We start from the raw sequence: 13,002 nt of genomic DNA, 5'->3' as shown, positions 1-13,002 counted from the left end.
CAAAAAAATGCCCGGTTAAACCGGGCATATGAATAGCTAAAGTAAACACTATTAACCGTGCAGGCGGCGGGTAATCTCCGCAACACGTGCGCCGTACAGTTTAGCGGTTTCCAGGTCGCCTGCCGGGATGGCATCCGCACCAGCGTCAGACGGAGACTGAATCAGTGCACCGGCAGAACCACCGAGGTTGTTGGCATCGTTACGGGTGGAAGCCAGCGCGTTAGCTGGAGCTTGTCCCAGGCTAACCCAGATACCGCCGTGCTGTGCCGCCAGCGTCTGCAGATAAATCAGGGTAACTTGCTTGTCGCCGTTCAGGCTGGCGCTGTTGGCGAAACCGCCAAATACTTTGTCCTGCCAGCCACGGGTAAACCAGATTTTGGAGCTGGCATCAGCAAATTTTTTGAACTGCCACGGTACGTTGCCCATGTAGGTCGGCGCACCGAAAATGATGCCATTTGCGGCGTTCAGTGTTTCCCAGTCGGCGTCGGTGATATCGCCGTTGCTATCAATAGCGATCAGGCTTGCCTGTGCACTCTCTGCAACCAGTTCAGCGATATGTTTGGTGTGGCCGTAGCCGGAATAGTAGACAACCGCGAGCTTACTCATAGTATTTCCTCATGTATGGACGCATAAAAGCGTTGGTAAAACCATAAACCCTATTCAACGATGTCGGCATATTATCGCGTCCCATTTTTATAAACAATGAATTACCCGAAAGTACCTAAGTTACCCTGTGGTAACCCGAGGTTGATAATTTGAATGAAAATAATCAAATACGAACTAATAGCGTATTTCTTTTCTATGATATGAATAAAATGAATAAGACAGATATCCACCAGACATGCTGAGGATATCTGTACCCGACGCTTTAATGAACCAGCCGCTGGATGCCGTCACGCGCTAACGCGTAACTACCGCATTTTTGGTAAAATTCCAGGGCCTGCTGCTTCATGCCGACACATTCCAAAATAACGCCGATATTGTAGTTGGCTTTATAGGAGTTGACGCCTTCTTTATTCCCTATCGGCATGTTTGTACATTGTACGAATAAATCGACGGCATTCTGCAACTGGCCATTATTCATCAGAATAAGCGCTTTTAAAAAAATAAAATCCGTCGATGAAAAGTGGGATTCATAATGAATGATATCCATCGCTTCTGCATATTTTCCGGCATTGATTAGCGCATAGCCATAAGTTTCAATCAGGTCTTCGGTGTATTCGTAAGTAAAATTGGTCTCGAAGCGTATTGCCTGTTGAAAATAGTGAATGGCTGTCGGATAGTCGCGTTTCAGATAATAACTTTTGCCTAGTTGGAACAGCAGGTATGGGTCATCTTTCTGCGTTGTGAGCGCCTGCTTCAGTAACGTGATATTGCGTGAAACCTTATCGGTATCCTGTAAGACTTCCTTTCTATATCCCACGTGATTGAGCCGGATTGGCGCCATAAATGGCTGCGCCAGGGGCGTTGTAGTGTCTCGTGGTGTCACTTGCTCGTGAATAATACCGCTGTAGTGATACCTATCTTTGCGGAATAGTCGATTGATGGATTCACGAACGGTGGTGGTATCGTTTCCTTCGTCCAGGTAATTGATGCGTTCTACGCGGCCTATCGAGTGCGGATGCGCTTTTATCAGAGCGTGCAATGCGTCAATATCAACCGAGTCGACCTCTTCATCGGCATCAACCACAAGAACCCAATCGTAACGCGCATAATCCAGAGACGCATTACGGGCTGCGGAGAAATCGGCGACCCAGGCGAAGTCATAAACATGAGGGGTGAACTGGCGGGCAATGGCTTTGGAATCATCGGTAGAACCTGTATCGACAACGATAATATCGTCAAAATGCGCCGCGATAGAGGCCAGTGTGCTGGCAAGATGCCTGGCTTCGTTTTTCATTATCATACAGACGGAAATCATTATATTTACCCGCCAGAGGAAAAGAGTTCGCCGATATCATGTCACCAGAAGACATCATTGGTGCAATTATCGTGCACTATTATGCATCGCAACACCGATGCGTCCGCCATCAGAATAGCGGAACTGGGCGTCCTTCGTCATTGACTGCCACAAAATTGAACTGACCGGTAATCACTTTGGTGCGCCCTTCGGCGTACATCTGCTCCAGATAGACCGACACATCCACGGTCAGGCTGGTGCGTCCGACCCGGCTGACCTGCCCGACCAGCTCCACAATCGTGCCTGATGGGATGGGCGTCGTGAAATTGATCTTTTCAGTAGAAACGGTGACCAGGGGTTTATGGCAAAAACGGGTGGCAGTAATAAAAGAGATCTCATCCATCCATGCCAGTGCGGTGCCGCCAAACAACGTGGAATGGTGGTTGATAGTGGTAGGAAAGACGACTTTGGCGACCCGGGTGATGGATTGCTGAATGCGCTCTTCCGCGGTTAATGCTTGTGTCATGATACGACGACCTTATGGGTAACAGGAACGAGGCTATCTTACACTAATTCCGTTACAGCGGTCTGGCCGTTGGTCGATTAAAGTCGTCTAACGGCCGTTTAGGGAAGATGTCTGAGGCTGTGGCGACCGTGTCGTGTTCTTTCGTCAGGATTCGCACCACGCCAGCAGTTTCTGTTTCTGCTGGAGCCGACGGTCAGGTCGCCTGCCCACAGGTGTCACAGTCCGGATTCTTCGATAAGCGCATTTCGCGAAATTGCATCGTCATCGCATCAAACAGCAGCAATTTACCCGCCAACGGTTGGCCGTAGTGCGCCAGCAACTTGATGGTTTCCAGCGCCTGCAATGACCCTATCACACCAACCAGCGGCGCCATCACGCCCGCTTCGACACAGGTGAGCGCACTGTCGCCAAACAAACGGCTAAGGCAGCGGTAGCAAGGCTCCTGCGGTTGATAGGTAAAAACGCTGATTTGTCCTTCCATGCGGATCGCCGCACCGGAGACCAGCGGTATTTTCTGCAGAAAACAGAGGTGGTTAAGCCGCTCACGGATGGACACATTGTCGGTGCAATCCACCACGACATCGTGTTGCATCACGACGGCCTGTAGCGCGTCATCGTCCAGATTATCCTGAATCGGTGTTATCTGAACGTGTGGGTTGATGCGCTGCAAGGTCTGACGTGCAGACTCGACTTTGGGCATGCCAATGCGATCATCGCGATGTAATACCTGACGTTGCAGGTTGGACAGTGACACGGTATCAAAATCCAGCAGGGTGAGTTGGCCGACACCGGCTGATGCCAGATACTGAGAGGCGGCACAACCCAGCCCACCTAACCCGACAATCAATACCCGAGCGGCTTTCAAGCGCTCCTGTGCGTCAAAATCAAACCCGCGCAGGACGATTTGCCGGTTATAACGCAGGGTTTCTTCATCAGTCAGTTCAGGCAGCATCAGTAGTGGCTCTGTAGCAGTGAGTTGAAGGGTTCGACTTCCACCCATTCGCCCGCGTCAACACGGCCGCGCTCTGCTTCTAATACGATGAAACAGTTACCGAGACTGAAAGAACTGAACACATGCGAGCCTTGATGCCCGGTGGTACGCACTTCCAGGTCGCCCTGTTCGTTGCGGGTTAACACGCCGCGTTGGAAATCCAGTCGGCCGGGTGATTTTTTCAGCGGCGTTGCTGTTTTTACCCGGAAACGCGCCGGTAACGACCACCCGCTATGGCCGGACAACTGTGCCAGCAGAGGCTGTACGAGCTGGTAAAACGTCACCGCGGCGGAGACCGGATTACCCGGCAACCCGCAGAACCAGGCGTGGCTCAGCTTGCCGAAGGCAAACGGCTTACCGGGTTTGATGGCCAGTTTCCAGAAGCGGATATCTCCCAGCGCTTCCAGCATCTGTTTGGTGTAATCCGCTTCTCCTACTGATACGCCACCGCTGCTGATCACCACATCGGCAGACTGATCCGCCTGCTGAAAGACTTCACGCAGTGCTGTGGGGTCATCGCGCACGATGCCAAGGTCTATCACCTCATGGCCCAGTTGTTCGAGCATCAGTCGTACCGCAAAGCGGTTGGTATCGTAAATTTGCCCTGATTGCAACGGCTCGCCAACGGGTTGTAGCTCGTCGCCGGTGGAAAATAGCGCCACTCGCAGGCGACGTATTACCGATATGCTGGCAATACCCAGTGATGCCAGTAACGGCAATTCGGCCGTCCCTAGTCGCGTACCCGCAGGCAGAACCTGCGCCTGCTGCTGGATGTCCTCACCGATACGGCGGATATTCTGGCCCGGTTTCACCGCATGGGTGAAACGAATCCGGCCATCGGCCTCGCTTTGCGTTTCCTCCTGCATGACCACCGCGTCGGCACCGGCGGGAATCGCCGCACCGGTCATAATGCGGATACAACTGCCTGCAGGCCAATCCGTGTCAAACGGCGCGCCAGCAAATGCTTTACCTGCTACTGGCAACGGCTGGGCGGTGAGCTCATGACACCGCACGGCATAGCCGTCCATCGCCGAATTGTCGAATGGCGGCACATTGATAGGCGAGGTCACCGCGGTGGCGGTAATACGACCGGCAGCCTGATAGATAGAAACGGTTTCTGTGGCGGTAAGTGCGGAAACTTGCGTCAGCATGGCGTGCCGCGCTTGTTCCAGAGAGAGTAAACCCGAAGTATCCATGGCAGCTCCACACACCCGTTCGTTGCATGGCAGGGCAGGCAAAACAGGTATGACATTGATGTATCGATAGCGTGCCATTATGGCAGAAATCGACGGGGGGGAGAATGATGAGTATCAGAAGGGAAAAGGATAAAAAAACGCGGCCGAAGCCGCGTCTGAAAACGTGATTGCCCTGCAATCAGGGCAATCGGCACGCACTATCAGAACGAGGTGCGCTTGTAGGTACGGTACTGCGGATGCCAGAAGTTATGCGCAATCGCTTTGACCAGCGCATCTTCAGACGTCACTTCCGCCACACCCTGCAACTGGGCGGCTTTAGCCACTTCCAGCGCGATGTGTTTGGATACTTCCTGAATGGTGTCGACATCTGGCAGCAGTGCGCCTTCACCCTGATTCGCCAGCGGAGAGCAGTCAGCCAGCGCACGGCTGGATGCCATCAGCATGCCATCAGTAATACGTTTCGCGCCACTGGCCAACACACCCAGACCGATACCTGGGAAAATGTAGGAGTTGTTGCACTGCGCGATCGGGTAAACCTTGTCTTTGTGTTTTACCGGGGAGAACGGGCTACCGGTCGCGACCAGTGCGGCACCGTCGGTCCAGCGGATGATATCTTCCGGACGCGCTTCCACACGAGATGTCGGGTTAGACAACGGCATCACGATTGGGCGAGCGCAATTGCGGTGCATTTCACGGATGATTTCTTCCGTGAACAGGCCCGGCTGACCTGATACGCCGATCAGGATAGTCGGCTTGGCGTTACGCATCACATCCATCAACGAGATGGCGTCACGGGTGACGTCCCACTGAGCCAGTTTGTCGCTTTTCTGCACCAGCTTGCTCTGGAAGTCGAGCAGGTTAGGCAGTTTGTCGGTCAACAGGCCAAAACGGTCTACCATGAATACGCGGGCGCGGGCTTCTTCGTCGCTCAGGCCTTCAGACTTCATCTGTGCGATAATCTGCTCGGCGATACCGCAACCGGCGGAACCAGCACCCAGGAAAGCCACGGTCTGATCACGTAACTGGCTGCCTGCAGCACGGCTGGCGGCGATCAGGCTGCCCAGTGCTACGGCGGCGGTGCCTTGAATGTCGTCGTTGAAGCTACAGATTTCATCACGGTAGCGGTTCAGCAACGGCATGGCGTTGTTCTGTGCGAAGTCTTCGAACTGCAGCAGAACGTTCGGCCAGCGACGTTTCACCGCCTGAATGAATTCGTTCACGAATTCATAGTATTCGTCACCGGTAATACGCGGGTGACGCCAGCCCATGTACAGCGGGTCGTTGAGCAGTTGCGGGTTGTTGGTACCGACATCCAGTACTACCGGCAGGGTATACGCTGGGCTGATGCCGCCGCACGCGGTGTACAATGACAGCTTACCGATCGGAATCCCCATACCGCCGATACCCTGGTCGCCCAGACCCAGAATACGCTCGCCGTCCGTCACCACGATGACTTTTACGTTCTGTTTGGTGGCGTTTTGCAGCATATCGTCGATATGCTCACGGTTAGGATAGGAGATGAACAGACCACGGGCACGACGATAAATGTCGGAGAAGTGCTCACAAGCGGCACCAACCGTCGGCGTGTAAATGATCGGCATCATTTCGCTCAGGTGGTTTTCCAGCAGGCGGTAGAACAGGGTTTCGTTCGTGTCCTGGATATTACGCAGGTACACGTGTTTTTCCATATCGTTCTTGAATTCCTGATACTGCCGCCAGGCGCGTTCTGCTTGTTCTTCAATGGTTTCTACCGCTTCAGGCAGCAGACCGTGCAGGTTGAAGTGACCACGTTCTTCTTCGGTAAAGGCGCTGCCTTTGTTCAGAAGGGGAAACTCGAGCAGGAGAGGACCAGCATAAGGGATGTAGAGCGGACGTTTACTTTCGTATTCCAATTCCATGACTTTTTCGACTCTTTGGTAGCTGAAACCGGTTCGGGAGAACCAGCGGGAAGCGATCGATACCGGGATCTTAAAGTACCCAGCAAATATGTACAGGGATTGTTAATTAAAATAATTACAGATGACTTGCATATAAAAAATATGTGGGGGAAGTCACATAGATACAGCTTTCAGCGACCAACATAGACAGCCTCAAGGTGAGGATGCCGCCATCTCATTATTCCCACGATATTCTCACGATGAATAAGACGGCGGCGTCATGTCTTAATCGGCCAGCGCGCGATGCAGCGAAGTGCACCCTAACGAGGCCAGCAACGGTTGGGCCAGACTCCACTGACTGAGTGTGGCATGGCTTGATTCCACCAAAACCGCATGCTGAATGTCGCTGAATGCTTCGCCAGCCAGATTGACCAGATTCAGCGCGGCCTGTAACGGGGGCAGGCTGGGGTTGAACGCGGCGTTTTCCGCGTAGCGACCGGTATAGCGGTGGCCTTGCCGCGTCTCCAGCGCGATGCCGCTAAACGCTTTACTGTACGGCGCATGGCTGCGGTTGGCGGCGGCTAGCGCTAACTGACACAGCGTGTCATCCGTTGCCAGTGTTAATCCATTATCGATGGTATCCATCAACAGGGTGTTGATCGCCAGGTCTCGTGGGCCAAAGGCATCCGGCAGGTAATGGCCGAGCGGGGCCGCCGCGCGTCCCGGCAGACAAATACGCAATTCAGGTGCACTGTTCAGTTCATTCATGAACTGGCGGCAGTGACCACAGGGCGTGTAATTGACGGTCACCGCGCGCAACGCGGGTTCATCGCGCAACCAGGCGTGGCTAATCGCGCTTTGTTCGGCATGGATAGTCTGCTGTAACGGCAGGCCGTCAAACTCCATATTGGCGCCCCAGTAGAATGCGCCACTGACACCTTGTGCGATGGCACCGACGTGAAAATCAGACACTGGCGTCAGCGCGCAGGCGGCAGCCAGCGGCAGCAGGGCAAAGGCCAGCCCATCGGCGTCGAGATGGCAGTGGGCGCAAATCTGGCGGACGTCGTCAGCGGTTAGCATGGCGGCGAAATCGTCACGCGCCAGTATGGGTGCCAGTGCGGTTTGTAGCGTTGCAGGCAATTGCGTGAAGGCGTCATGAAAGCGTGCTTGCATGGTGGTTTCTCTTTCCCGGTTTACAAGGCGTACTGACCCAAGTGTGGACAGTGATACAGCTAATATTTGTGATTATTATCACTTTTAGAATGAAATGAATGAAAAAGAAATTACAAATGCGAGATATCTCGCAGGTTTTAAGCCAGTTGCAAGCAGGAAAAACAGACTGAAGGGGGGCGTTATGCCCCCATCAGACGGACGATCACCGGAAATAGGAATGGCGCGATCAGTGAAGTGATGATGCCGCAGATAACAAGAGCCAGCGAGCTGAAGGCACCCTCTTGAAAATCGACTTCCGCGCAGCGGGCGGTACCGAGTGCGTGTGACGCTGTTCCCATTGCCAGTCCGCGGGCAGATTTGGCGCGAATATTTAACCGATTTAATAACGCGTGGCCCATGACTGCGCCGACAATACCAACAAGAATCACACACAGAGCGCTGACGGCGGGAATGCCGCCGATAGCACTGGCAACAGCCATAGCGATTGGTGTGGTGACCGACTTTGGCAGCACGGAGGCGGCGATTTCCCGCGAAGCACCGAGCCACAAGGCAATCACGGTGCCGGAAATAATGGCGGTGACGCTACCGATAAAACAAACACTGATGATGGATTTCCAGCGCGCGCGGATTTGATGTAGCTGTTCATATAATGGAAAAGCCAGCGCCACCACCGCGGGTTGCAGTAGGCTGTTGAGGATGGCGCTGCCGCTAAAATAGTGACTGTAAGGGATATCCAGAACCAGCAGCAGCGGGATGATCACCAGCATCGAGACCAGCAACGGGTTCAGTAATGGCATTTTCAACGTTAACGCTACGTGACGGGCGCCAAAGAAAACCACCAGCGTCAGCGGTAGTGACCACCACAGATAATTCAGCATTATTTCTCTTCCTTCGTGTCTGTGGTGTTCCGGTCTGGTGCTACCCGATCACGGTGCATCATCTGGGTGGTGTAACCCACAACTGTCATGACCACAAATGTGCTGACCAGACAGGAAACGACGATGGGGCCGAACTGATCGCGCACAACGCCATAATAATTCATCACCCCCACCCCGATAGGCACGAACAGCAGTGCCATGTAGCGGATCAGTAACTGGCAACCCGGCTTGACCCAGCGCGACGGCAGAATTTGCGATGCCAGCAAGGCAAACAGCACCAACATGCCGAGAATGCTGCCGGGAATGGTAATCGGGAGTAGCGCGGATATCGCATTGCCAATAAACAGACACAGATAAATCAATGCGAAAGCGCGTAAATACTGCCAGCACAGTGTGATGGTATTGCGCATAGAGGAAAATCCTGAAGAACCGTTAAGATGATGATAACGCTAATGTCGCTAGTGTGCTACGAATCACAAAAATGAGAGGGGAGTTTCACCTCTGCCGTTCGGCTTTTCATGAATGACAGCAGATTGACTGGGGCGTGGATAGATTCAGATTGGCTGGGGGGAACAAGTCGCCGCCATGACGCCGGGGACGCCGGGACGACTTGTGTACCATTACGTTTGTTACGTTCGCTCCATCACATTGGTTCCATGCCATGGACTAAATAGCATGGAACCGTGACGGCGGCTCAGTGAGGCAGGCCATAACCGAATGGGAACAGCGGTTTTGCGCTGTCATAAGGCAGATCGGGCTGCTGGTTGCGCACCGCCGACATAGACGACGGCAGTTCAAACGGCAATTTTGCCGTATAAGCCGCGCCTGACATCAGCCGGTTGAGCAATACGCTATCGCTAACGCCAAAGTTGGCGACCACCGCACGGGTTTTATCCACCACATTGGTCAGGATGGCGGGGCGTTCCATATAGACGGTCACCAGCGTTGGCACTTTAGCGCTGGCGCGCACGATAGCCTGATAGTCCGGGTTGTCGTTGCGAAACGCCAGTGACCCCTCATGATGGCGGCTGCCGAAGAAAAAGTTCTTGTGTGGCTGTTCGTATGGCGTGTGGGTGCGGATCAGCGCTACGTCGGCCTGTTCTGGCGTATTCACGACGATAAAGCCAACCTCCTGTGCCGCGTTTGCCGCAATACCGTGCAGCCAGACCCGGCTGCCTTTACGCAGTGGTAACAGATTATTGTTTTGCAACAGGACCAGTGAGCGGGCCTGGGTGTCATCTGCCAGTTGTTGCCAGTCTGCTCTGCCGACGATGTCGTTGGCTTGTGTGGCATTAACGTAGGGGCGTTCGAATAATCCGGTCTGGAATTTCTGTTTCAGTATGCGGTTGACGGAGGTATCAAGGCGAGCTTCGCTCAGTTTGCCGTCCTGTACCGCCTGCACCAGCAGCGCTGAGTCGGTGACGCCGCCGAACTGATCAACCCCGGCATTCACGGCTTTGACGAAGCGCTCGGCGGGTGTCAGTTTCTCCACACCCCATGGCATACCGCGCGGCACTGGTTTTTCCCCCGGCTTCACGCCAGTCAGGCAATCGCCTTTGCAGTCGTTGGTGATAAGCCAGTCGCTGAGGATGACGCCATCAAAACCATACTGACCGCGCAGCAGGTCAGTGAGCAGGAAGCGATTGAACCCGGCCCCGACCTGTTCAATGGGTTTGCCGTGCCAGCTCGCGTTTCGCAAGATGGAGTAAGTCGGCATGATACCCGCCGCATGGGCTTCAAACGCTCCGGTAAACGGGTCGATGTGCCATTGCAGGTTGTTTTGCCGGAATTGCGCGTACTTGCCGTAAACATTGTGACTGTCCCAACCGTCTTTCGCCGCACCGTAACCGACCCAGTGTTTTACTATCGAAATGACGCTTTGTGCGTTGAGACCATTTTTACCGTTCTGCATACCGGTGACATAACCGCGCACCATTTTTTTCGTCAGGTCAGGGTCTTCGCCAAAGGTGCCATCAATACGTGGCCAGCGTGGTTCGGTGGCGAGGTCTGCCTGCGGTGATAACGCTTCGGTGATGCCGACGGCGCGGTATTCCTGGCGCACAATATCGGCAAAGCGTCTGACCAGTTCTTCGTCGCCAATTGCTGCCAGTCCAAGCGTTTCCGGCCATTTGCTGAATTTACCCACCGACACGCTGACGCCGACCAGTGACTGGAACGAACTGCGCGGGTCGGTACTGATAGTGAGAGGGATCCCCAGCCGGGTGGCTTCGGCTAGTTGCTGTAATTTATTGTTTTCCTCGGCCATCTGGGCCGGATTATCGCCGGAAAGCCGGGTAATAAAGCTGTTGACGTAGCGATCGGCAATCATGGTCTTTGCCGCATTGAGATCATACTGAGTACCGGCACCGGTGACGCTGCCTGCCGTTGGCGCGGAACCGTGCATCATCACCCCGGCTTTTTCCGCCAGCGTCATGCGTGAGACCAGGTCCGCCGCCCGCTCTGCCGCAGGTAAACGCCAGTCTTCGTACGGGTTGAGTTTTCCGTCGCGGTTCAGATCTTTAAATGTCAGCCCGTTGACCGTGATCAACGGTGCGCCACGGGTATCGAGCACGGCCTGTTGTACTGCGCTTGCCAGAGGGGAAAACAGTAAGGGAAGCGCGATGAGAAGCGCCTTTTGTCGTGTCGCACTTTTTTCCATGTGTAGATTTCTCGTTATTTGAGGTGGTACAGCGGTTGCAGACAACAGCAATACCGCTTCACAGCGCATGTGGGAGAGCGCTCGCCGTTGTCCTGCCAGAGAGGTCGTTCACATTAACAATTCACATCAATAGTCCACATCAACACTAGTGCAGCCTTCAGGTGGCCTTCAAGTCAGCGGGATAAAATTCTGGATAGAGTTCAAAGAAATAGTGGTGACCTGTGCGCTGCCACCGGAGGGAGGTGGCAGCAATCATTGCGCTGTGCGTAATAAGAGGAGGGAATGAATCTGGCTGGGTTTAGTGGATAAATGAGGTGATGCTCAGCAGACTCATCGTCAACTGGTTATGCAATAACATCGCCAGCAAAATCAGACTGGTTGACCCCATTTGGGTTAACACCGCACGGTGCAGTCGGGAGGTATGCAATAACCAGCTGGGTTCACCAGGAGCGGTGGTGTCGAGTGCGGTCGTGGCCGGGTCACGCCATTTTTTTTCGGCGATAGAGTCGATGACGAAAAACGCCACACTCAGGACAAACCATAACTGGAATAAGCGGTGCCAGTCATCCAGCCACAGCATGACGGCCCCGCTTATCATCAGCAGCCAGCCTGCCACGTTGTAAAATCTGTCGGTAATGGTTAATCCACTCAGCAACAGTTGCTTTTCAGGGGTCTGTTGGCAGGATTGCAACCGCCATGAAAGCCAGGGAGCAAACAGTAACGGGCCAGTGGCAGCCACTGCCGCCAGCGCATGCATCAATTTCATCAGGTTATATTCCAGCATGGGTCATTTCCTTTTTTATCGTGAATCGTGTTTTATCGTAAATCGTAGTGTGCTTACGGTAACGCAGCACAATCTAAGCGGGAATGCTCGATAAAGTCATGATATCGAATGAAAGTGACAATTCGCGTAAGTGAGGCGATACGGTCATCGGTGTTCTGGTAACACAGAACACCAATGTCAGTCGCCGTGGATGCGGGTGGAGAGGGTTTGTAGACTCAGGGCGCGGGGGAATTTTGTGTATTGAGGTGCCTGCGAGCATGGCTAGGGCTGTTGCCGGTCATGCGGCGAAACCAGTGCCCAAAAGAGTCGCTGGATGAAAACCCTAGCTGGATAGCCAGGTCATCATTGGATTTATTGTCGGCCAGTCCGCGCCAGGCTTCGGATAATAACAGGCGGTTATGCCATTCGGTGAAGCGTAGCCCGGTATGGCGCACAAACAGTCTGGCTAGCGTACGTTCCGTCGCCCCCACCAGTTTTCCCCATTCGGCGAGGCTGCGGCGTAATGCCGGTGTGGCGATGAGACAGTCGGTGATTTTTTTCAGGCGGTGATCGCCGGGTAAAGGCAGGGAGAGGTTGCTGGAGGGCATTTCCTCAATTTCTTCGAAGAGCAGTTGCAGGATGCGATCGCGGCGTTCATCGCTCAGTGCGGTGTGAGCAAAGGCCAGGCGTTCGCACAAGCCGACGATAAATGTGGACGCATCCAACAGTTTTATCTCACTCGACGAGCAGTGGCACAGCGATGGGGCAACATACAGTACGGTTAAATCAACCCGATGTAAGGCATGCCCCCAATGCACCACATTCGGCGGTATCCACACCGCCATGCCCGGTTTAATCAGCCAGTTTCGAAATGCCGTGTGACCGTACAGTATTCCCTGACGCACCAGAACAAACTGTCCCTGAGTGTGCTGGTGCGGTACATTTTCAGATACGGAAACCGAATCAAGAATACGTTCTGTAAAAAAAGCGTCATGCTGGTGGATCACGTCGTCCATTATGCATCCGTCAGTGTTGCCCG

The 13,002-nt window shown here is 53.9% G+C and carries 12 protein-coding genes; all 12 read right to left on the bottom strand.

Annotated elements, in window-relative coordinates:
• Positions 1-51 precede the first annotated feature (51 nt).
• Positions 52-606: a flavodoxin family protein gene (locus DD586_RS12355; RefSeq protein ID WP_012885163.1), complete on the bottom strand. Its 555-nt coding sequence runs from the start codon at positions 604-606 to the stop codon at positions 52-54.
• A 262-nt stretch (positions 607-868) separates the two neighbouring features.
• Positions 869-1,921, bottom strand: coding sequence for a glycosyltransferase (locus tag DD586_RS12350; RefSeq protein ID WP_012885162.1), 1,053 nt, complete (start codon positions 1,919-1,921; stop codon positions 869-871).
• A gap of 109 nt (positions 1,922-2,030) precedes the next feature.
• The gene (locus DD586_RS12345; RefSeq protein ID WP_012885161.1) at positions 2,031-2,426 is read right to left on the bottom strand and encodes an acyl-CoA thioesterase; all 396 of its coding nucleotides are present in this window, start codon (positions 2,424-2,426) and stop codon (positions 2,031-2,033) included.
• 193 nt (positions 2,427-2,619) lie between these two features.
• The gene (moeB, locus tag DD586_RS12340) at positions 2,620-3,378 is read right to left on the bottom strand and encodes a molybdopterin-synthase adenylyltransferase MoeB (RefSeq protein WP_012885160.1); all 759 of its coding nucleotides are present in this window, start codon (positions 3,376-3,378) and stop codon (positions 2,620-2,622) included.
• Positions 3,378-4,613, bottom strand: a complete 1,236-nt coding sequence (moeA, locus tag DD586_RS12335; RefSeq protein ID WP_012885159.1) for a molybdopterin molybdotransferase MoeA — start codon at positions 4,611-4,613, stop codon at positions 3,378-3,380. The genes moeB and moeA overlap by 1 nt, the downstream gene beginning before the upstream one ends.
• Positions 4,614-4,813: 200 nt before the next feature.
• On the bottom strand, positions 4,814-6,511 hold the full coding sequence (locus DD586_RS12330; protein ID WP_012885158.1) for an NAD-dependent malic enzyme: 1,698 nt from the start codon (positions 6,509-6,511) through the stop codon (positions 4,814-4,816).
• 264 nt (positions 6,512-6,775) lie between these two features.
• Positions 6,776-7,663, bottom strand: coding sequence for a cytidine deaminase (gene cdd / locus DD586_RS12325; protein WP_012885157.1), 888 nt, complete (start codon positions 7,661-7,663; stop codon positions 6,776-6,778).
• A gap of 179 nt (positions 7,664-7,842) precedes the next feature.
• Complete coding sequence (locus tag DD586_RS12320; protein WP_012885156.1) at positions 7,843-8,541, bottom strand: CidB/LrgB family autolysis modulator; 699 nt, start codon at positions 8,539-8,541, stop codon at positions 7,843-7,845.
• Positions 8,541-8,951 (bottom strand): CidA/LrgA family protein, encoded by a 411-nt coding sequence (locus DD586_RS12315; protein ID WP_012885155.1) that lies wholly within the window; start codon positions 8,949-8,951, stop codon positions 8,541-8,543. The genes DD586_RS12320 and DD586_RS12315 overlap by 1 nt, the downstream gene beginning before the upstream one ends.
• 284 nt (positions 8,952-9,235) lie before the next feature.
• Positions 9,236-11,200: a glycoside hydrolase family 3 protein gene (locus tag DD586_RS12310; protein ID WP_012885154.1), complete on the bottom strand. Its 1,965-nt coding sequence runs from the start codon at positions 11,198-11,200 to the stop codon at positions 9,236-9,238.
• 298 nt (positions 11,201-11,498) lie between these two features.
• Complete coding sequence (locus DD586_RS12305; RefSeq protein WP_012885153.1) at positions 11,499-11,984, bottom strand: hypothetical protein; 486 nt, start codon at positions 11,982-11,984, stop codon at positions 11,499-11,501.
• A 215-nt stretch (positions 11,985-12,199) separates the two neighbouring features.
• On the bottom strand, positions 12,200-12,979 hold the full coding sequence (locus DD586_RS12300) for a helix-turn-helix domain-containing protein (protein ID WP_012885152.1): 780 nt from the start codon (positions 12,977-12,979) through the stop codon (positions 12,200-12,202).
• Positions 12,980-13,002 lie beyond the last annotated feature (23 nt).

Source organism: Dickeya parazeae Ech586 (genome assembly GCF_000025065.1).
GTDB classification, from domain to species: Bacteria; Pseudomonadota; Gammaproteobacteria; order Enterobacterales; family Enterobacteriaceae; genus Dickeya; species Dickeya zeae.
Note: the sequence above shows the minus strand (reverse complement) of the source record. Positions and strands in the feature narration are given on the sequence as shown.

Excerpts from the sequence above, each read along its gene's own strand:
- DD586_RS12355 (WP_012885163.1), bottom strand. The coding sequence starts at position 606 with ATGAGTAAGCTCGCGGTTGTCTACTATTCCGGCTACGGCCACACCAAA.
- DD586_RS12350 (WP_012885162.1), bottom strand. The coding sequence starts at position 1,921 with ATGATTTCCGTCTGTATGATAATGAAAAACGAAGCCAGGCATCTTGCC.
- DD586_RS12345 (WP_012885161.1), bottom strand. The coding sequence starts at position 2,426 with ATGACACAAGCATTAACCGCGGAAGAGCGCATTCAGCAATCCATCACC.
- moeB (WP_012885160.1), bottom strand. The coding sequence starts at position 3,378 with ATGCTGCCTGAACTGACTGATGAAGAAACCCTGCGTTATAACCGGCAA.
- moeA (WP_012885159.1), bottom strand. The coding sequence starts at position 4,613 with ATGGATACTTCGGGTTTACTCTCTCTGGAACAAGCGCGGCACGCCATG.
- DD586_RS12330 (WP_012885158.1), bottom strand. The coding sequence starts at position 6,511 with ATGGAATTGGAATACGAAAGTAAACGTCCGCTCTACATCCCTTATGCT.
- cdd (WP_012885157.1), bottom strand. The coding sequence starts at position 7,663 with ATGCAAGCACGCTTTCATGACGCCTTCACGCAATTGCCTGCAACGCTA.
- DD586_RS12320 (WP_012885156.1), bottom strand. The coding sequence starts at position 8,541 with ATGCTGAATTATCTGTGGTGGTCACTACCGCTGACGCTGGTGGTTTTC.
- DD586_RS12315 (WP_012885155.1), bottom strand. The coding sequence starts at position 8,951 with ATGCGCAATACCATCACACTGTGCTGGCAGTATTTACGCGCTTTCGCA.
- DD586_RS12310 (WP_012885154.1), bottom strand. The coding sequence starts at position 11,200 with ATGGAAAAAAGTGCGACACGACAAAAGGCGCTTCTCATCGCGCTTCCC.
- DD586_RS12305 (WP_012885153.1), bottom strand. The coding sequence starts at position 11,984 with ATGCTGGAATATAACCTGATGAAATTGATGCATGCGCTGGCGGCAGTG.
- DD586_RS12300 (WP_012885152.1), bottom strand. The coding sequence starts at position 12,979 with ATGGACGACGTGATCCACCAGCATGACGCTTTTTTTACAGAACGTATT.